This window comes from Shewanella sp. 0m-6 (assembly GCF_052977325.1).
The window spans coordinates 136,593-156,974 of the sequence record NZ_JBRIMD010000001.1 but is presented as its reverse complement, the minus strand read 5'-3'; the positions used below and the strand labels follow the sequence as shown (position 1 = coordinate 156,974).

15 protein-coding genes are annotated in these 20,382 nt (G+C 45.7%); 8 read left to right on the top strand and 7 right to left on the bottom strand.

The features are described 5' to 3' along the window. Positions 1 to 22 precede the first annotated feature (22 nt). On the bottom strand, positions 23 to 2,374 hold the full coding sequence (locus ACVBJC_RS00685; RefSeq protein ID WP_447159003.1) for a Tex family protein: 2,352 nt from the start codon (positions 2,372 to 2,374) through the stop codon (positions 23 to 25). Between the two features lie 160 nt (positions 2,375 to 2,534). Next, on the bottom strand, positions 2,535 to 3,017 hold the full coding sequence (gene greB / locus ACVBJC_RS00680; RefSeq protein ID WP_447159004.1) for a transcription elongation factor GreB: 483 nt from the start codon (positions 3,015 to 3,017) through the stop codon (positions 2,535 to 2,537). 352 nt (positions 3,018 to 3,369) lie between these two features. Here greB and ompR point away from each other — a divergent pair, with 352 nt between their 5' ends. The 3 genes from ompR to ACVBJC_RS00665 all read left to right on the top strand — a co-directional run bounded on the left by ompR (position 3,370) and on the right by ACVBJC_RS00665 (position 7,473). After that, entirely contained in the window at positions 3,370 to 4,095 is a 726-nt protein-coding gene (gene ompR, locus ACVBJC_RS00675) for an osmolarity response regulator transcription factor OmpR (RefSeq protein ID WP_447159005.1), read from the top strand. 32 nt (positions 4,096 to 4,127) lie between these two features. Next, positions 4,128 to 5,450 (top strand): two-component system sensor histidine kinase EnvZ, encoded by a 1,323-nt coding sequence (envZ, locus tag ACVBJC_RS00670; protein ID WP_447159006.1) that lies wholly within the window; start codon positions 4,128 to 4,130, stop codon positions 5,448 to 5,450. Between the two features lie 82 nt (positions 5,451 to 5,532). Next, positions 5,533 to 7,473 carry a methyl-accepting chemotaxis protein gene (locus ACVBJC_RS00665; protein ID WP_447159007.1) on the top strand — a complete coding sequence of 647 codons (1,941 nt, stop codon included), beginning with the start codon at positions 5,533 to 5,535 and terminating at the stop codon, positions 7,471 to 7,473. Between the two features lie 50 nt (positions 7,474 to 7,523). On the opposite strand, the gene ACVBJC_RS00660 is transcribed toward ACVBJC_RS00665, so the two are convergent. Then, the gene (locus tag ACVBJC_RS00660; RefSeq protein WP_447159008.1) at positions 7,524 to 7,997 is read right to left on the bottom strand and encodes a redoxin family protein; all 474 of its coding nucleotides are present in this window, start codon (positions 7,995 to 7,997) and stop codon (positions 7,524 to 7,526) included. A gap of 293 nt (positions 7,998 to 8,290) precedes the next feature. Between ACVBJC_RS00660 and ACVBJC_RS00655 the strand changes: the two genes are divergently transcribed. After that, complete coding sequence (locus ACVBJC_RS00655) at positions 8,291 to 9,709, top strand: magnesium transporter (RefSeq protein ID WP_447159009.1); 1,419 nt, start codon at positions 8,291 to 8,293, stop codon at positions 9,707 to 9,709. A gap of 118 nt (positions 9,710 to 9,827) precedes the next feature. On the opposite strand, the gene ACVBJC_RS00650 is transcribed toward ACVBJC_RS00655, so the two are convergent. Further along, entirely contained in the window at positions 9,828 to 11,069 is a 1,242-nt protein-coding gene (locus ACVBJC_RS00650) for a hypothetical protein (protein WP_447159010.1), read from the bottom strand. 258 nt (positions 11,070 to 11,327) lie between these two features. Beyond that, entirely contained in the window at positions 11,328 to 12,089 is a 762-nt protein-coding gene (locus tag ACVBJC_RS00645; protein WP_447159011.1) for a class I SAM-dependent methyltransferase, read from the bottom strand. A gap of 285 nt (positions 12,090 to 12,374) precedes the next feature. Here ACVBJC_RS00645 and ACVBJC_RS00640 point away from each other — a divergent pair, with 285 nt between their 5' ends. From ACVBJC_RS00640 to ACVBJC_RS00630, 3 genes are all read left to right on the top strand, one after another. After that, on the top strand, positions 12,375 to 14,666 hold the full coding sequence (locus ACVBJC_RS00640) for a multiheme c-type cytochrome (RefSeq protein WP_447159012.1): 2,292 nt from the start codon (positions 12,375 to 12,377) through the stop codon (positions 14,664 to 14,666). Positions 14,667 to 14,964: 298 nt separating this feature from the next. Then, positions 14,965 to 16,200 (top strand): winged helix-turn-helix domain-containing protein, encoded by a 1,236-nt coding sequence (locus ACVBJC_RS00635; RefSeq protein WP_447159013.1) that lies wholly within the window; start codon positions 14,965 to 14,967, stop codon positions 16,198 to 16,200. A gap of 57 nt (positions 16,201 to 16,257) precedes the next feature. Next, positions 16,258 to 17,100, top strand: a complete 843-nt coding sequence (locus tag ACVBJC_RS00630; RefSeq protein WP_447159014.1) for a 23S rRNA (adenine(2030)-N(6))-methyltransferase RlmJ — start codon at positions 16,258 to 16,260, stop codon at positions 17,098 to 17,100. 333 nt (positions 17,101 to 17,433) lie between these two features. Here ACVBJC_RS00630 and ACVBJC_RS00625 read toward each other — a convergent pair whose 3' ends face one another. Further along, complete coding sequence (locus ACVBJC_RS00625) at positions 17,434 to 17,691, bottom strand: hypothetical protein (RefSeq protein WP_447159015.1); 258 nt, start codon at positions 17,689 to 17,691, stop codon at positions 17,434 to 17,436. Positions 17,692 to 17,982: 291 nt separating this feature from the next. Further along, positions 17,983 to 18,861, bottom strand: coding sequence for a LysR family transcriptional regulator (locus ACVBJC_RS00620; protein ID WP_447159016.1), 879 nt, complete (start codon positions 18,859 to 18,861; stop codon positions 17,983 to 17,985). 108 nt (positions 18,862 to 18,969) lie between these two features. On the opposite strand from ACVBJC_RS00620, the gene ACVBJC_RS00615 reads away from it, so the two are divergent. Beyond that, on the top strand, positions 18,970 to 20,352 hold the full coding sequence (locus tag ACVBJC_RS00615) for an MATE family efflux transporter (RefSeq protein ID WP_447159137.1): 1,383 nt from the start codon (positions 18,970 to 18,972) through the stop codon (positions 20,350 to 20,352). Positions 20,353 to 20,382 lie beyond the last annotated feature (30 nt).

The following is a 20,382-nucleotide window of genomic DNA, read 5'->3' as shown; positions in this document are numbered from 1 at the left end:
ACTAATTAGAAGTTTATAATGCTTACTTTTTTAACTTCGCGAAAGCATCGGCAAACGCGTTGCCCATGGCAGCATTGGCTTGCTGCTTAGGTTTATGGCTCTTCTGTTGGCCGCCGGGCTTATTAGCACCTTTGTTATTAGCGCCTTTATTTGCAGCACTATGGGCTGGTCGCGGTGCACTCTTAGGCGCATCGCCGGCCTTATCATCAAGACGCATGCTCAAGGCAATACGACGACGCTCAGCATCCACTTCCATCACCTTCACTTTAACGATATCACCGGCTTTAACCACCTTATGTGGATCATCAATAAACGTGTCTGTCATCGAAGAAATATGCACTAGGCCATCTTGATGAACGCCCACATCAACAAAGGCGCCAAAGTTGGTCACGTTTGTCACCACACCTTCTAAGATCATATCTAGCTTCAGATCTTTAATCTCTTCTACGCCCTCTTTAAAGGTCGCTGTCTTAAACTCACCACGAGGATCGCGACCCGGCTTATCAAGCTCAGCGAGAATATCGGTTACTGTAGGTAGACCAAATTCGCTAGTGATAAAATCTTTTGCTTCCAGTGCTTTGAGCAGCTCTGAGTTACCAACTAATTCAGCAACTGAGACCGCTTTTGCGGCAGCAATTGACTCAACTAATGAGTAGGCCTCAGGGTGCACAGATGAACCATCAAGTGGGTTGTCTCCTTCACTAATACGTAGGAAACCCGCAGCTTGCTCATAGGCTTTAGGCCCAAGACGCGCCACCTTAAGCAATGCTTTACGGTTGTTAAAACGGCCTTGCTCGTCACGATGAGTCACGATATTACGCGCTAAGGTTTTGTTTAACCCCGCAACCTGTGCAAGTAGCGCTGCTGATGCCATATTAACGTCAACACCTACACCGTTTACACAGTCTTCAACCACCGCTTCTAGCGAGCTTGATAGCTGGCTCTGACTCACATCATGCTGATATTGACCAACACCAATCGCTTTAGGTTCAATCTTTACCAGTTCCGCCAACGGATCTTGTAAACGCCGCGCAATAGACACTGCGCCGCGAATAGACACATCGACATCTGGAAACTCTTCAGAGGCTAGTTCAGAGGCTGAATACACTGATGCGCCCGCTTCACTGACCATAATTTTGGTCAATGTCGGCAAGTCAGCTTTAACTTGACTGATTAAGTCTGCTGCCAGCTTATCGGTTTCACGCGACGCAGTGCCGTTACCCACTGCAATTAACTCAACCTTGTGCATTTTAACGAGGTTACTTAAGGTTCTTACCGACTTATCCCACTGATTTTGAGGAGCATGTGGGAAAATAGTCGTGTGCGCCACCAGTTTGCCGGTGTCGTTCACAATCGCCACTTTTACGCCAGAGCGAAGACCGGGGTCTAAACCTAGGGTCGCTTTAGCACCCGCTGGTGCCGCCATCAGTAGATCACCTAAGTTACGTGCAAATACCTTAATGGCTTCTTGTTCGGCGCTGTCGCGCATACGGCCAAGAAACTCGGTTTCCATCTGTAGCGCAATCTTCACTTTCCACGTCGCGGCAACCACGGTTTTAAGCCAAGCATCAACGGCAGTATCTGTGAGTCCCAGTTTGAAATGCTCAATAATGATCACTTCACAATAGCTCGCTCGCTTCGGCTCTTGATGCGGATCGGCATTCACATTCAGGCTCAACATGCCTTCATTGCGACCACGCAACATCGCAAGTGCACGATGTGATGGCACCTTGGTCAGCTTTTCAGAGTGTTCAAAATAATCTCTAAACTTAGCGCCTTCTTTCTCTTTACCTTTAACCATGCTGCTTTCAAGAACAGCATTTTGCTCAACTTGAGTACGAATTTTTTGCAGCAGCTCAGCATCTTCAGCAAAACGCTCCATCAAAATGAAACGTGCGCCATCAAGTACGGCCTTAGCGTCGCTAAAACCAGCAGCAGGGTTGATATATTCGCTAGCAACCGCTTCACAATCGACTTGGCGATTCGCTAATAAGAAGTCGGCTAACGGTTCGATGCCCGCTTCAATAGCAATAAGCCCCTTAGTGCGACGCTTTGGCTTGTAGGGAAGGTAAAGATCTTCTAGGCGCGTCTTACTATCGGCAGCAATAATGGCGGCTTTCAGCTCAGGTGTTAACTTACTCTGCGCTTCAATACTCGACAAAATCACGTTACGACGATCATTAAGATCCCGTAAATAGCCTAAACGACTAAATAGGGTACGCAGTTGAGCGTCATCTAAGCCACCTGTGGCTTCTTTACGGTAACGGGCAATAAATGGCACGGTTGCGCCATCATCGAGTAATGAAATGGTATCGATAACCTGTTGCTGACGAACATTAAGTTCCTCAGCGATGAGCTGTGCAATATTTTGCATAAATAGAGGTCGAGCCTAGTTGATAAAGGGTATTGCGCCAAAGATACCACAGCACATGGATTTGGTTAATGCTAATACTAAGACAATTATGTTATTTGCATGATGAAACAGTGCAGCCAATGAGTTTGACTGCGCTTAATCTGTCAGAAAGGTAGAGACGTTACGCCTCAAAGCCTTGATAAGAGATACGATTGATATACCAAACCTGCTCACCGTTAGGCGTCTTAATCACAGCTTCGTCATCGACCTCTTTCTTTAATAAGCCACGCGCCATAGGCGAGTCGATTGAGATGTAATCTTTACGACCAAAAATCTCATCATAGCCCACGATCTTAAACTGCAGTTTATTGCCGTCATCGTTTTCAATTTCGACCCAAGCACCGAAGAATACCTTACCCTCTTGTGCTGGAGAGTAATCAACAATCTGTACATTTTCTAAGGTTTTACGTAAATATCGAACCCTACGGTCAATTTCACGCAGTTTTCTTTTATTAAAGGTGTAATCAGCATTTTCACTACGATCGCCCAAGCTCGCAGCCCAGCTCACAATTTTAGTGATCTCAGGTCGATGCTCACGCCAAAGGTAATTTAGCTCTTTTTGCAATTTCTCGAAACCTTCACGGGTGACGATAGCGGTTCTCATAGGTTCTACTTTCTAAAAGGAATTAATCAAAATTGATGGACAAAAATCATAGCACAGATCCAGTCAAGCTGAGCCATACCGCATCAAATAGCCATATAGAAAATATAACCACAAACGTTGCTGCTATCAATTTGCTTACAATTTCAGGTACACCGCAGATAAATTATATTTTCATTAATATTCAAAAGCTTAATTTAAGCTGAAATGGATTTAACTCGCAGTATTAACCTATAAGTTAAAATGCCTGCTAGTCATTAACATATTAAAACAGCTATATTAGGAACAATCGCATTCAATATCAGCTATTTGCCTACCAAGAAGGGTTGGCAGCCGAGAAAAAAGGACCGAAAGCATGGGACAAGAAACCTCAAAAATTCTCGTCGTCGACGATGATATGAGACTACGCGCTTTATTAGAACGCTACTTGATGGAACAAGGTTATCAAGTACGTAGCGCAGCCAATGCTGAGCAAATGGACCGCTTATTAGAACGCGAAAACTTCCATCTACTGGTACTGGATCTTATGCTTCCGGGCGAAGATGGTCTGTCTATATGTCGTCGACTACGCCAAACGGGTAACCCGATCCCTATCGTCATGTTGACAGCTAAAGGCGATGAAGTAGATAGAATTATCGGCTTAGAACTCGGCGCCGATGACTACCTACCCAAGCCGTTTAACCCTAGAGAATTGCTGGCACGTATTAAAGCCGTTATGCGCCGCCAAACACCAGAAGTACCAGGAGCCCCCACTCAGCAAGAAGAAGAGATCACTTTTGGCGAATACTCTTTAAATCTTGCCACACGCGAAATGCATCACGGCGAAGAAAGTATCGCCCTAACAAGCGGTGAGTTTGCAGTGCTTAAAGTGTTGGTCAGCCATCCACGTGAGCCCCTATCGCGCGACAAATTAATGAACCTTGCCCGTGGTCGTGATTACTCCGCTCTAGAGCGTTCGATTGACGTGCAGGTTTCTCGCCTACGTCGACTGATTGAAAACGACGCGGCTAACCCACGCTATATTCAAACGGTATGGGGCTTGGGCTATGTGTTTGTGCCCGACGGCCAATCACGAAAATAGCTAGACGACGATATCTAAGTGACGACATCTAAGTGCCCTTAAACAGACGATGGTGGCAACGCTTTTTGCCACGCAGTTCCTTCAGCCAAACTGTCATGTTAATTGGCTGCTTACTGCTAACCAATCAGCTAGTGTCATACATCTCTGTTGCCGTTTACTTTATTAAACCCAGCTATCAGCAGATAAACCAACTAATAGCGAGGCAAGTTAAATTACTGTTTGTTGACGGCGTTGATATCGGCCGCGAACACCTCACTATAGTCGATGCGCTCAACGCTAAAGTGCGCGACGACACCATGCAGTTTTATAACCAGAAACAAGCCCGCAAAGCCGGCATTGACCGTGCTGTTTACTACAGTTTTTTATCTTCTCAGATGTCTGAGTACCTTGGAGGTGAAGCAGAAGTGCGCATCGCTCAAGGGGAAGAGTTTGAGATCTGGATCCGCCCGCCTCAAGCTCCCTCTATCTGGATCAGGGTGCCACTAACCGGACTCAATGAGAAAAACCTTTCTCCACTCACCTTATATTTAATGGTCATTGGCGCCTTAAGTGTGGCGGGAGGATGGTGGTTCGCCCGCCAACAAAACCGTCCACTGAGAAGATTGCAAAAAGCGGCGATTGCGGTGTCACGAGGTGATTACCCCGCACCTTTACCACTAAGCGGGTCTACTGAGATTGTTGAGGTGACCAACACGTTTAATCAGATGTCTCATAGCATGAAGCAGTTGGAGCAAGACCGCGCCCTGTTAATGGCCGGGATCTCCCATGATCTGCGCACGCCCCTTACCCGTATTCGATTAGCATCCGAGATGATGGTTGAAGAAGATCAATACTTAAAAGATGGCATAGTCAACGATATAGAAGATATGGATGCCATCATCAATCAGTTCATCTCTTATATTCGTCAAGACCAAGAAGGTACCCGAGAGCTTGAGCAGATCAACGACCTAATTCAAGATGTGATTCAAGCTGAATCTAACCGTGAAGGCAATATTGATTCAGAGCTCACTGAATGCCCTAACGTGCCGATGCAAGGTATTGCCGTCAAACGCGTACTGAGCAACCTAGTCGAAAATGCCTACCGCTACGGCAACGGTTGGGTCAAAATTAGCTCGCAATTTAACGGTAAATACATCGGCTTTAGTGTCGAAGATAACGGCCCCGGTATCGATGAAGAGCAGATCCCCAAACTGTTCCAACCTTTTACTCAAGGTGATACAGCCAGAGGTAGTGTCGGCTCAGGTTTAGGACTCGCGATTATCAAACGTATCGTAGATAGGCATCAGGGCAAGGTGATCCTCACCAATCGTAGCGAGGGCGGATTGCATGCCCAAGTTTGGTTGCCAATTGAATAGCTTTTAATTAACCGTTCCTGTGTAATTTTTTTGTAACCCAAATGCCATATTCTAGCGCCACCTCTTGCAGTTGGCGTGAAAAATGAAAATCTCAACCCTCTCCCTTTCAGCCTCTATAACTTTACTATTGATTGCGGCACTATTGGCATCGGTCATACTTTGGAGCAACGATAGACGTCAGTTTATCGAGCAACAAACCCTACAAGTTCAACTGATCCAGCAAGGATTTTTAGTCGACATAAGGCGAGAGATCGATACTTACCTTGCCAGTGGCGATAGCAGTAAACTTAAAAATGCCAAGGGCGAACTCGAACAGATGCAGACGCAAATTGCTACACTGCACGACCTCAATACCGAGCCACTCCAACAGATTGTCACCGCTTTTATTCATGCCCTAGATAGCGACTATCGCGCCGCAGGCAAGCTGGCTGGTAACCCTCGGCAACTATTAGCCCACGCTGAATCAGAAATGCTCGGTTACAACAGTCGTTTAGCAGATTACGCCATTATGGGCTTAGATGAGCACCCTGCACTTGCGGATCAATACCTAAACTTAACCCGGCTATTACCGCCTCTGGTTTATAACCTTTCGCAGATTAGTGATAGCTACCTTGTCGGTAAAGATAAACAATTAAAATCGATTCTTGAAAGTCATATTACTGAGTTAACAGACTGGCACGCCCAGCTAGACTCACTCACTTTAATCGGGATCTACCAGGCGCAGCAGTTAGATGAATTTGCCCTCGGTGAAGATGAGCCTGCAATGATAGAGATCGGTGAAGATGCCAGAGCCGAACTTCTCAGTCTCAGCAGTCGTTATAACAAAGAAATTAATAATACCCACGAGCTACTGATTGAAAACCAGCGTTCACAACACTTATTAAGCCAAGATATTAATGCCATAGAGCAGCAATTGTTAGCTTTAGGTATCGAGCAGCAAGAGCAAACTCAACAGCTCAAACAGGAACTGATGTTTGCTATCTATTCCATGGTATCTATCCTGATAATCTTTGCGGTCAGTTACCTCATCGTGTTGCAGCAACGAGTGGTTAATCCGCTAAAGCACCTCAGTAGAGCCTTCCATAAACTCACCAAATCAAATAGCCGTGAACGAATTGCCATCCAAAGACGCTGTGAAACAGGTCAGATAGCCAACTACTTTAATCAATTGCTTGAGCGCTTTGAAAAAGAAGATGAACAGCAACGCCAGCAGATGACCCAAGTCTCTAATTCATTATCCCAGCTCGTTAATCGTATTGGCCATATATCTGCCAGCACGGAGCAGACCCAGCGAGTCGTACTAACCGCTCAGCAGCAAACGGAACAAATTCGTATCTTAGCTAAAGATGTCAGCGATACGTCAGAGAGAGTTGAGCAAAGTGCACTGCAAACCCAACTACAGATGCAGCAAAGCCAACAGGAAGCCCAAGCTGTTTTGGATGCAACAGACGAAACCCAAGCAGCGGTCAAACACTGTCATCACGCACTAACGGGGTTATCAACCTCCGTCACCGATGTATCACAGATCATCGATGTTATCGGCAATATTGCAGAGCAAACTAACTTATTGGCGCTTAACGCAGCCATAGAAGCCGCTAGAGCTGGCGAACAAGGTAGAGGCTTTGCCGTTGTAGCGGAAGAGGTGCGCAACTTATCTCAGCGTACTCAAGTGTCACTAAAAGAGATCATGGACATACTTAACCAACTCACTCAAGCCAATAGCGAATTAGGTATAAGAGTCAAAGGTATCGAAGATGCCAGCGAGAGCCAAAGAGCTCGCGCTCAAAGCCTATGGCAAGTCGCACAAAGCGTGCAAACACAAGCGAGTGAAATGGCGATTACGGCTCAGCAAGGCGCCAAACATAGCCACCAGCAGGTGTGCTATTTAGATGACTTTACCGCTGCCATTATTAGCTTAAGGAATCATGCAAAAGCGGCATCAAAGCAATCTGACGAGATAGCCAAAGAGGTGCAACAGAGCGTAGAAAATATCGAGCTCAATCTTGGGATTCGGGTGGCTTAACATCATAAGGGAGCCAAAGGCTCCCTTAATCTAGCAAATATAAAATGCCGTTATAGTGCAGCCAAAATCGCTTCAGCCGTGCTGACCTCAAACGACTTAGGCGCTTCAACATTAAGCGTTGTCACCACACCATTATCGACAACCATGGCATAACGTTGTGAACGCACACCACCAAAACCAGCAGTGTCCATTTCTAGCCCGAGTGCCTTAGTAAAGCTAGCATCGCCATCGGCCAGCATCATTAATTCTGAGGCATTTTGCGCTTCGCCCCACGCCTTCATCACAAAGGCATCATTAACCGATACGCAAGCAATCAAATCGACGCCTTTGGCTTTTAATTGGTCGGCAAATACCACAAAACCCGGCAGGTGAGCCTCTGAACACGTTGGCGTAAACGCGCCAGGCACGGCAAACAGTATCACTTTTTTACCGGTAAATAGCGCTGCAACGTCATGGTTAACCATGCCATCTTTGGTCAGTTGTGCCAATGTACCCGCTGGCAGTGTTTGTCCTTGTTCAATCATGGGAGAGCCCTTCAATGTTTATAGTAAAGGATATCCTATGCCAATTTTGGCAGCACAAATACCGATAAAGTGTAAGGTTTATCCTCTCAATAACGAACACCCCAAACAGCATGTATGTATTGTTAGCACTTCCTGCCAAATCGGAACTATCAACCTCTACCACATCAAAGCTGCAAAATGTTATTATTCCCACGAATTACACACAATAACGACTCACAAAACCATTGCGAGTTAACACGTTAATCAATATAGTTGCGCAGTTTTTTACAGCCTCACTTTAAGGTCGGTTAACCATGTCATTGCCAAAAGATGAACACCCTATCGATAACAGCCAACATCAAAGCGAAACAGACTATGAAACGCCTGAGTTAGCCATGGTCGAAGTGAGCCAATCGGTTGAGCAACTGACCAATGCAGAGGGCGAGCAGCAGGCTGAACTATTCCATGACATGCTAGAAGAAGCCGAGCCCGGTACTGTGGCTTTGTTGCTAGAGTCATTACCGCTAGATGAACGTTACGAGCGCTGGTTGCAAGTTGAAACGAGTGAGCGTATTGGCGTATTAGACTTGATGCGTGCTGATCCACGTAATGGCATTTTGGATGAGATGCCTGAAGCTGAGTTAGACTTGCTGTTCTCTCAGATCTCACCTGAAGATTTGATTGAGTGGAGTGATACGCTATCTGACGCCATGACCGAGCGGGCGCTGTCACAAATGGGTGAGCGCCAACGACAGCACTACGATCGCTATGACCAATACTCTGAAAATGAAATTGGCCGTTACGCAGAGCATCAATTCTTAGCGTTAAACCTGACCTCAACCGTGTCACAAGCTCAGCGCTTCTTTCGCCGTATTAAACTCGACTGTAATGATCATGTCTTCCTGCTCGATGATGATGACAAATATATTGGCAGCGTACGTCGCCACGATGTGTTTCGTGCCGCACCAGAGAGCACACTCGCTAGCCTACTCTGGGAAGACAGTCGCTCGATTCTCGCCGATGCCAGCTTAATTGAAGCCGCTGAAGCCATTGAACACAGTAACGAATTAGAAATTGCCGTCGTCGATACCAACGGCATTATGATTGGTCGCATGACACTGCGCAGCGCCACTGCACTCGTGCGTGAGCATTACGAGGCGCAGTTAATGGCAACCGCAGGTATGGACGAGGACGACGATCTGTTCGCGCCAATTACCGTTGGTGCTCGTCGCCGCGCAGTCTGGCTAGGCATTAACTTATTGACCGCACTTCTAGCCTCAGCCACCATCGGCTTATTTGAAAATGTGCTGGAAAAAGTGGTTGCCTTAGCAGTACTGATGCCGATAGTTGCATCGATGGGCGGTATTGCAGGTAGTCAGTCACTCACCTTGATGATCCGCGGTATGGCCATGGGGCAGGTATCCTCAGGTAACGTCATGTCACTGCTAAAAAACGAGCTCGGTATCGGTATCTTAAATGGTGTGCTGTGGGCGACAGTGATTGGTCTGATTGCCGGCTACTGGTTTCACGATCCCATTATTGGCACTGTGATTGGCGCGGCTATTTTAATTAATATGGCGGTAGCGGCCATTGCAGGGGTAATGGTGCCGATGATATTGCAGAAAATGAATCAAGATGCCGCGCTGTCGGGCTCGGTCATTTTAACCACCGTCACTGATGTGGTGGGCTTCTTCTGCTTCTTAGGCCTCGCTTCGGTTCTGTATTTATATTAATAACGAACAATCAAAAACAGCAAAGCCTAGCTAAAATAGCTAGGCTTTTTAATATTAATGATTACAAGACTTCCCACCAAACTAGCTCTTGAGCGGATACATCCACAAATGTGCTGGGTTATTCAACCTTTGGCTGGTTAGCTTGTTGTACTAATCTCACAGGCAGCCCAAGCTTAACTAAATGATTGAGAATGAATCGTCCACTCCAAGCCCAACTGCTTAATGAGATTAAGTTGTCGTCACGCCCAATTAGTTTTATATCACCATCGATAGATAAACGCAGCGGAGTGTTATCTTCTGCGGCTACTTGAATATCGGCACAAGCAATATGACTCATTGTAGATCGCAATATCGTCCTCGATTCATGACCACTAATGCTAGAAGAACTAGAAGTACCGGGAGTTAGCAGCCAAACGGCATCTCTAGTGGTGCAAACAGCCTTAAAAGAGCGAGATTTAATATCGCTATAGAAGGTAAATATGAATACAAAGCTCGGCAAGGCAAGCATGATAAAAGTAATGACCATCATAACGACCACCCCCATATCTGACATAGACTCAGTCCTATTAATGACATCACGAAATTTATTTCGATAGGGACCTACTGGCAATATTGCTTTAAAAAAGCCTGGTAGCAGAAAAACATAGGTGTATATACCCGCGATAGCAAATAGAAATGGTTTAACACTGGCTCGCCATGACTTTTTAGTCACTGTGCGCCCTCTTGTCATTGATAGATGCTGATTCAGAGTGGCAATTACCCCATCTGCATCATCCTCTTCTAGCGAGATAGAGCCTATATATTCGATTGCTTGCTCTATACCTTCAGCTTGCTGTGGTAGCACTTCGGTTTGTTGTTCTAAGAAATAGATGTCAAAACGTTTAATCAGCAAACAGTTAGACTGCTCATTTTCTAACAGCAGATACTGACTATCCAAAGGTAAAGCAAATTCACATTGACGCTGTAACAGTCGGTAAATAAAAATTAATATGCAAAACTGGTACGCTATGATGCCAATGGCTATAAAGTTAATATTGGCCAGAGCATAGGTATTACTAACGATGCTAATAACAATAAAAAAGCCAAATACCCATTTATCAAAAGCAGACATTAGAACTGACTTTACGACAACAACCACATTATTTTTAAGATAAATAAGCTGTCGCTGCCTCGCTTTAAAAGCAAAACTCACAATCGCGTAAAGGGTTAATAAAACAGTAAAGCAAACAGAGAAAGCCAAAGCATCATAAAAATAAGACCAAATCAGTAACCCAAAGCCGATAACTAGAGATGCCTTTTGATAAATACTTCGAGTAAATGGCGTGAGCACTGCGTCTTGAATACTAGCCTTTATATTCACTTACTTTCCTCACATTAATCAGGCTGCTTGCTGTATTGTTTCTGCAGCCTAATCAGATACTTTTTGCATCTTGAATATAAGCATTATTTTTATGCTCACTTAGTGTCACCTAAAATCATGCTCAACTGTTTATCTAGCGCATTAACAACCTGACAAAAAAAAGCTCTTATTAGCTAATCTAACAAGAGGCCATTTTTACGGAAAATTCGCAGATTAGAGTCTTATCCAATCCAAAACGTTACGCTTTATATCATCCCACTAAGCTGTCATCGCCGCTTTTACGTAAACATCGAAACGATTTTTCTTAGTGGCAATCACCATGCTCGGTTTGACGCCATCTAAATCATCAGCATAATCAGGGCGCTTAACCACTACGCGCTTAGTGGCTAATGACATTGCAGGTGCAAGTAAGCCGTCGGCATCAAGATCGGCACCAACTAACGACTGGAACACGCGCATCTCTTTTTTCACTAATGCTGACTTTTCACGGTGCGGATACATAGGATCTAAATACACCACATCCACTTCGATATTCGACGCACCTGCCGCATCGGCTAATGAATCAATACTTGAGCCGTGAAACAAGCTCATACGCTCTTGCATCCAGCTACCAATTTCAGCGTCTTCATAGGCGCGGCGCAGGCCATCTTCTAATAACGCAGCCACAATCGGGTGACGCTCAACCATTAACACCTTGCAACCTAAACTTGCCAGTACAAAGGCGTCACGCCCAAGCCCTGCGGTACCATCAACCACTGTAGGCATTACGCCCTGTTTAAGTCCTACCGCTTTGGCGATTGACTGGCCGCGACCACCACCAAATTTACGACGATGGGCAACCGCGCCTGAAACGAAATCGACAGAGATCCCTTTCAGCTTTGGCTCATCGCGCTTGATTAACGTCAGGATATTATCTTCAAAGACCAACTCAAACTCTGCATTAGGATCATAAACCAGTCCCCAGCGCTCGCAGGCCGATTCGATTGTTGGGTAATGTCGATTAAAGAAAATGCTGGTCACAATTAGGCTCTATGTTTGAGTGTTAACCTGCAGATAATACCACTCCTCGCGATGAAACCATATCAGCCGCCAATGGCTGTTTTGCAGAAATCAGGCTTATTTTGCTCAATGCCCCCCCTCAAAAAGCCTCAAAACAGCTCAAAACGGCTGAAATCGGCCTAAAAAACTTCAATATAACTATAAATAGGTAGCTGTTCACGTTGCGCTATCGGTGCTTGAGGCACACTTTTTTGCGTCGTTGATAAATCAAGCGACTTAAAGAAAATATATAAAGAGAGATAAGTGATGATGAACGCAAACAAATTCAAAACAAGACTGTGCTATGCCACGCTTGTAGCAGCCTGCTCAATGAGCATGGTGGCTTGTTCCGGCGATGATGGTAAAGACGGTGAAGATGGCAAGCCAGGTGGTAACGTAACCACGCAGGCTAAAGTGCTTACAGTAACAATCGATAAAACGACAATTACCGATAACACGCTAACGATTGATTTTAGCGCTGAGAGCGAATTAGCGATTCCAGTGGTAAAGATTGCCGCAATTAAGTTAAACGCAGCCCAGTTAATGCCGCAAGTTGAAGGCGAGCGTTCACAGTGGCAAAAACTTGCTGGTGAAACCTGTTCACCCGCTAAAGGCTGTGCAGGCACATTAGTCGACAACATGAACGGCAGCTACAGCTACACCATGAGTGCAGCTTTAGTTGCTGGCGATATCAGCCACAATGGCGAATACACCCAGCGCGTATTATTTAGCGTTTTAGAAACGGACAACCTGCCAGCAACTGAAGTTATCTCTGACTTCAATCTTGATGGTAGCGAAATCACCAACAATCGCAGCATCATCGACGGCAGTTCTTGCCTAAGCTGTCACGATGATATCGCCTCGATTAAACATGGCGGTGCCAACATTGAAAACTGCGCCAGCTGCCACACCAATAACAACATGGATAATCCTGCCATGGTTTGGCCGGTATTAGCACACACTGCGCATATTGGTATAACCCCGCAGGCACTAGGTAACTGTACCACTTGTCACGCAAAAGAAATCAGCGAAACTGAGCTACAAGCGACTAACTGGAACCAAGTGCCAACGCGTGAGGCTTGTTCAAGCTGTCACGAAATGACCACCAATCCAGTATATGACCATAGCACTCAGCCTGATAACGGTAACTGCTTAACCTGTCACTCACCAGAGAATACTTACGATGTTCATATGAGTAACTCAGAGAAAGCAGTAGAGGAAGATCAGCGCAATATCGTCAACATCAGCCTTGAAGACGCTAAGCTCGTAGAAAAAAACGGTGAGCACTTTGCTGAAATCAGCTTTGCCATGCTTGATAGACAAGGGCAACGTATTGCTGTTGCAAACAATAACCCTGCTGATGCCGACTGGATTAAAAACCTGCAGCTTTATGTAAACTGGGGCACCTCGGTGGACTTTACCACCAGCCGCGGTTACAGCATTTTTGTTAAGAGTAACAAGAAAGACATCACCCAAGATGGCAGCGGAAACACTCCCGCTGGCGAACGTGAGCGTACACCACTAAACAAGTCTCAAGACAACGTATTTACTTACCTAATGGGCCCAGTTGTTACCCAAGATGCTATTTCTGGCGACTTGATTGATGACGCAGGCTTTATTACTAACCGCTTTATTTACTGCTTCGACGACGCGCAAAACCTCGTGAGCTGCGATCAAGCAGGACATACTAAAAATGCCGAAGCTAACAAGCGCTGGTTCTTCAACAAAGACGGCCTAACTGACGCACCTGAAGCTAAGCGTCCTTTGATTGTTAGCAACAAGACTTGTGGAACGTGCCATGGCTACGATGAGTTTAACGACAACTCAGAGCTTGCTTGTCGTAACTGTCATAGTCGCAAGACTGAGATCAACAAAGAGCTAGCAGATACCACCTGTTTCTCTGGTCACGATCACGACGAACTGGGCGAGCATGTACGTCCATTTGAAGAGCGCGCTATGATGCCAGGCGGTAAGCCAGGTTTCTTAAGCTCAACAGCCGACATTGTTGATCCATGCTTAGCTTGTCATAACCCGAACACCCCGCCAACTCAAGCAATTCGAGAAATGCACACTAAAGCAAGTGATTGGGACTATGTTGAGCAGCTTACGGTAAGCCATCCAGACCACAAGGTATGGATGCACTCACTGCACACCAATCAACGTGCGACCCAAGATCGTGCAAACGGCGTGCGTAATATTGAGTTCCCTGCTGATAAAGCTAACTGTTACCGCTGTCACGAAGGCGATACCTTCGGTGTTGAACGCCTAACGGCAGTCGGTCGCCCATTGGCACTGGATCTAGATTACAACCCAGATTCAAGAGCACACCCAGCGATTGATATCACTGTTGATGCGTATACTTCACCAGTTTCTGCAACGTGTTATGCCTGCCATGCTAAGCAAGAAGATGCTGACGGTAAGATGGTGATCAACAAAGCGGTACGTGCACACATGGAGCAAAACGGCGGCCGATTTGGCGTTACAGCCAACGAATTACAAGTAGAAGCTTGCGCCGTTTGCCATTCGCTAGACAACCTTAAACAGGTGCATAACCTTTAAGGTTAAACCCAAAAAGTAATTGATGTCCCTGCAAGCACATCAGCAGCCCAACGCTTTGCGTTGGGCTGCAACTTTTATCAAGAGTTAGCAAAGTTCGCGCGGCGATTCCCTTTACGAGTTTGATCTGAATTTGCCATTGATATACGTAAGTCGATTTTCTTATACCAGCAAACTTGTTGCGCTAGCCTGCAAGCTAGCTATAAAGCAGGAACTGGATCAAAGTTTACGGGCTTCAATTTCCCCAGCTATAAACGTCAGAATATACTCAATTAGATAACTGTTTTATTAGAGAACTTCTGTGCAATTAACGCCAACGCTAAGCTTAAACGTGACTCAACAGCACCTAGTCGATGCTGAGGATTTATCACGTATCGAACTCAGCTATGCCGAAACAGCCGTTCTGCAGTTAATGCTCAAACATCAGGGCACGTTAATCACCCGTGAAGCCTTATTAGAAGCAGGTTGGCACGACAGAGTGGTTTCAGCATCATCATTACAACAGTGCGTTAGTGTATTGAGAAAAAAACTAGCCAACTATCCAGAAGTTGAGCTCAAGACCATTCCTAGGCATGGCTATGTATTACACCTATCAGGTCACAACCAAGCACTCTCTACCATAAAAAAGCCAACAGCCGTCCTGCTTTTTTCCATTGCCGTTATCATCTTCAGCCTATTACTCGGCTACGCTTATCTCACTCATAGCCAAACGCCTTATAACGAAAACCTGATTGCGAGTCAGCTCAGTAATGTCGCGGGTGAGGTACATGTGTTTACCCCTGCAATAGATCGAGCATTGAGCCCTGATATCATCAATCAGCGTTTTGCTAACCAGATCGGTAACGAACCTAATTGGCTGGCACCATTTAACGCATTTACCAGTTTCGCCCTACTCAGCGCCAAGATGGACAGCTTTGCCATCTGTCCGGATTATCAACACGGTCAATGCAGTGGCAAACAGCTGATCAACATTAGCGCTGAAAAAGACCACGGTAGCCAACTCGCCCTGTCTGATTTTTTGACCACTAAAATAAGAATGGAGCAAAAAACCTATAATAAGCTAGACCTGCCAGAGCTTAGAAAGCATCAGGGCAACTTAAAAGAGCAGATTTACCATGGCGATCTATATTTTTCGTTTGATAACAATCGTCTCGTTCGCAGCGATATCCGTATATCTCTGGTCGATTTAGCACCTGATAGCGGCATTTTTTACTTTGCCGCCTGTATCACCGATGAAGACTGCTATACCACGCCTATTCGCTACGAGATCCGTGGCCAATTCAAGCGCACCACAGAAAAATGGCAACAACGTCAGGTGGAACGCTTTGATATCGAAGTCGGTAAAACCACATTGTCTTCACCCAACGCGCTATCAGATACCGCACAAATCATCTATCTAGCGTTAAGAAAACAACATCTAACTCAAGCGAGCTTAAGCTTTTATCGCATCTACCAAGACGACGGCACAGCCATTTGGCAACTACCATTAGTCGATGAAAATATTATGTGGATGCAGCGACAAACTCTCAAATTATGATACCGAGCAGGAGTTGTTGTATAATCAGCGTTCTCTCCATCTTTGGTTTTAAACGCAATGTTAAGTTATCGTCACGGCTATCACGCAGGCAATTATGCCGATGTTCTCAAGCACGCTATTTTGCTGCAAGTGCTAAAACTCATGCACAAAAAAGACAAGCCTATGGCTTATATCGACACCCATGCGGGTGCGGGTGGCTACGCGTTAACCGATGAGTTTTCTAAGAAAACTGGCGAATACTTAGATGGTGTAGCCAGACTGTGGGACAGAACAGATTTACCTGAGTCATTAGTGCAATACATAGAAGATGTAAAACACTTCAACCAAGGTAAACAAGATCTGGAGTTTTACCCAGGCTCTCCTGCCTTTGTAGACATGAATATGCGTGAAAAAGATCGCATGGTATTACACGAACTGCATGGCACTGACTTTCTCACCTTGGAAGAACAGTTTGCAGGCGATCGCCACGTTCGTGTGATCAAAGGCGATGGCCTTAAAGGTCTTATCGCTGCAGTGCCGCCACTTGAGCGTCGCGGCGTGATTTTGATCGATCCAAGTTATGAGATTAAAACCGACTACCAAGACGTAGCAAAAGCGATTATTAAAGCTCATAAACGCTTTTCAACTGGTGTATTCATGCTTTGGTACCCCGTTGTAGACCGAGACCAAACTGAAGGTATGCTTAAGCTATTAGCCCAGAGCGGTATTAAAAATCAACTTCGTATCGAGCAAGCGATTAGACCCGATAACAATGATTTTGGTATGACGGCAGCAGGCCTATGGGTTATTAATCCACCTTGGCAGCTCGATACTACCGCCAAAGAGATGCTCGACTATTTAGAGCGTCGCATTGGTCATAACGGCGGCAAAACAACTGTTAAGCAAGAAGTGCCGGAATAAAGAAAGAGCTTAAAAGATAGATCCTAGGTCCGAGGTTCTAGGTCCTAGGAAAAGCTAAGCCGAGAACAGGCTTTGCCCTGCTAGGACGTGACTGCGTCACTTCGAGAAAGAGCTTATAAAGATAGGTCCTAGGTCCGAGGTTCTAGGCCCTAAGAAAAATCCAAGACAGTAAAGCACCAATCAAAAGATTACCGGCGCGATGTGTCAGCTTTAGCCTTTGCTTTTAGCTTTCCTAGCAGCCAACTTGTTGGCGTCCTAGTCGGTGCGTAGCACCGCCCTAGCAGTGAGCCTGCGAACGTCCTAGAACCTAGGTCAAATCTCCTAACCTGATGCTTATAAACACTCTTGGTCATCATTCAGCTGACGGCTAAATACCCCAAAAATTGCATTTAAGATACCGACTTCGACATCTTTATTATTTTGAGTTGATGCTGTCGAACTCCCACCAATTGATTCTCGCTGCTCTCTTTGCTGTTCGTTACTGTGGGCGCCGCTAACAAAATCACAGCCTGCATTTGCCACAGAGCTTGACGAACATCCCACACTGTTCAATGCCAACATAACCAGCAAGATTACCGAAATCCGTTTCATATTATTCCTTTATAATCGTTCCTTTATTAAACACTACCACTTTTGAGTTGCTAGATCCTAGGCCTAAGGAAATGCCAAGACGGAAAAGCTTAAAAGACAGGTTCTAGGTGCGAGGTTCTAGGCCCTAGAAAAATCCAAGATTTAAAAGAAACAAGCAACAGATTCAGGCTCCATGAATCGGCTTTAGCCTTTGCTTTTAGCTTTCCTAGCAGCCAACTTGTTGGCGTCCTAGTAGGTGCGTAGCACCGTCCTAGCAGTGAGCCTGCGAACGCCCTAGTACCTGCTTTCCTGTTATTGCAGCACCGAGTGCAACTCTTCAAATAACCAATGCATCACCGGGCCTATCTGCTTATCGCGGCGATTGACCACGCCCATCTCTACCAATAACGGATCTGTAATATATTCACTCGATAGCGCGGTTAAATCTTCAATATACCAATCTGATTTTGCTACATGGTCTGGCACTAACGCCCAGCCCACACCTTGTAGCACTAAAGCGATGATGTAGTAATAGCTGTCTATATACCAATAATTGCCTGATAACGGCTTGGTTTGAGACTGGCCTGTAATGTCACAAATCGCCAGCTGCCGGTATAACATTAACTGCTCAAGGGTCGGCGCAGGAATAGAGGCCAGCGGGTGAGTCGGCGCGACCACTAAGCTATGCTTAAACTGGCCTATCGACATAAAATCTAGTGAGTCTGGCAACATAGTCGAGGTGTGGAACATAATGCCAATATCTGCACGCCCCGCATCAACCCATAGAGCGATATCTTCTTGTGAGCCATTGATAATGGTGAGCTTTAGTAGCGGGAATTGAGTCGAAATCCGTTGAAACAGGGCTTCAAATGCGTTTACTGGTACAGCTTCATCCATCGCAAATGTTAGCACCACTTCTTCACCAGATGTCACCGTCATCGCCCGCGCATTGAGTCGCTGGCACTGGGCTAGCACCGACTGCGCCTCGATAAACATCTCCTCACCTAAAGGCGTCAGCATGGGTAGTTTGGCGCTGCGGTCAAATAACTCAAACCCTAAACTAGCTTCTAAATTACTGATGGCAGTACTAATTCTAGATTGCGCCTTGCCCATCTTTCTGGCTGCCGCCGAAAATGAGCCTAACTTAACCGAATTAACAAATGCATTAAGCTCGTCTAACGTCCAATTCATCGCTTCACCTGCCAATCAACCTATATCTAAAACAGATAGTAACTAACTTTATTCAATCTTAAATACAGAGTAATGTGCCGCCCACTATTCATCAACCTTTACACGCAAATGTTAGCTCCGATCCCCGAAGATACTCATAATCACTCTATTAGCCGTACTTTTTGGCGTTACACCCTACCTGCAATCGCCGCCATGCTGGTTAACGGCCTATATCAAATTGTCGACGGTATCTTTATCGGTCATTACATAGGTTATGAAGGCTTAGCCGCAATTAACATGGCTTGGCCAGTGATCTACTTTATGGTGGGTTTTGGCATCATGATCGGCATGGGGAGCGGGAGTTTGCTCTCAATTCAACGTGGTAAAGGTGACACTCGTGCAGCGCCGACTATTTTGACCACTAGCTTACTGTTGATGCTAGGTCTTGCGCTTATATCGACCAGCATTTTGTCGCAGTTCAGTACTTTCTTTATTGAGGCCCAAGGTGGCGCGGGGGCCACTCTGGGGATGGCGCAAGATTATATCGGGGTGTTCATATGGGGAGCAGCGGCGACAATAATAGCCTCGGCACTACCACTGCTGATCCGCAATGATGAAAGCCCTAACATTGCCACTGGCTTAATGGTGCTAGGTGCGCTTGTCAATATTGGCTTAGATTACCTGCTTATTGGTGTCTTTAACTTTGGCTTGCTTGGCGCAGCAATCGCGACCATTAGTGCTCAATCTATCGTCTGTATCTTAGGACTTATTTATTTTTGTACACGTATCAGCAATATACGTTGGCCTGCAAAGTTTACGTATTTCAAGATACCCTTTGCCAAGCAGATCATGCTGTTAGGCTCATCTAGCCTATTTATGTATCTTTATACCAGTTTCGTTTTTGCGCTGCATAATCGACTGTTTATGGAATATGGCACGCCGCTAACAGTCGGCGCTTTTGCGATTGTTGGCTACCTCATGGTGCTGTATTACTTAGTCGCTGAGGGGGTGGCGGAAGGCCTACAGCCACCAGTGAGTTATTACTATGGCGCAGAGCAGCACGAAAACATTAACAAGATGCTAAAGCTATCGGTCAAGGTCACCCTGATTGCAGGCGTTAGCTGGATAACCTTGTTGAATGTCATACCGCACGCCATGGTTGGGCTATTTAATAGCAATGATTCAGAGCTGATTGCAACGGCGGTTGATGGGATCAGACTGCACCTGTTTGCTATGCCACTCGACGGTTTTATCGCTCTGTCTTCGGTGTACTTTATGGCGACGAATCAAGGGGTGAAAGCCCTCGCGATAGCATGCGGGAATATGCTTATCCAGCTGCCATTTTTATATGTTTTGCCAAAAATAATGGGCGTTGATGGCGTGTGGATGGCGATGCCAATCTCTAATATCGTACTGTGTTTTATCGTGGTGCCTATGGTTTGGCTGGATGTTAAAGCACGCTCGCGAACAGTGGGCTTAACGGTAAACAATCCTATTTTGGCGGCAGCCTAATATCAATCGGTTTAAGCTCGAGTAAAAAGC

Coding starts and splice junctions, on each gene's coding strand:
- ACVBJC_RS00640 (WP_447159012.1), top strand. CDS start 12,375: ATGATGAACGCAAACAAATTCAAAACAAGACTGTGCTATGCCACGCTT.
- ACVBJC_RS00655 (WP_447159009.1), top strand. CDS start 8,291: ATGTCATTGCCAAAAGATGAACACCCTATCGATAACAGCCAACATCAA.
- greB (WP_447159004.1), bottom strand. CDS start 3,017: ATGAGAACCGCTATCGTCACCCGTGAAGGTTTCGAGAAATTGCAAAAA.
- ompR (WP_447159005.1), top strand. CDS start 3,370: ATGGGACAAGAAACCTCAAAAATTCTCGTCGTCGACGATGATATGAGA.
- ACVBJC_RS00685 (WP_447159003.1), bottom strand. CDS start 2,374: ATGCAAAATATTGCACAGCTCATCGCTGAGGAACTTAATGTTCGTCAG.
- ACVBJC_RS00665 (WP_447159007.1), top strand. CDS start 5,533: ATGAAAATCTCAACCCTCTCCCTTTCAGCCTCTATAACTTTACTATTG.
- ACVBJC_RS00615 (WP_447159137.1), top strand. CDS start 18,970: ATGTTAGCTCCGATCCCCGAAGATACTCATAATCACTCTATTAGCCGT.
- ACVBJC_RS00625 (WP_447159015.1), bottom strand. CDS start 17,691: ATGAAACGGATTTCGGTAATCTTGCTGGTTATGTTGGCATTGAACAGT.
- ACVBJC_RS00660 (WP_447159008.1), bottom strand. CDS start 7,997: ATGATTGAACAAGGACAAACACTGCCAGCGGGTACATTGGCACAACTG.
- ACVBJC_RS00630 (WP_447159014.1), top strand. CDS start 16,258: ATGTTAAGTTATCGTCACGGCTATCACGCAGGCAATTATGCCGATGTT.
- ACVBJC_RS00620 (WP_447159016.1), bottom strand. CDS start 18,861: ATGAATTGGACGTTAGACGAGCTTAATGCATTTGTTAATTCGGTTAAG.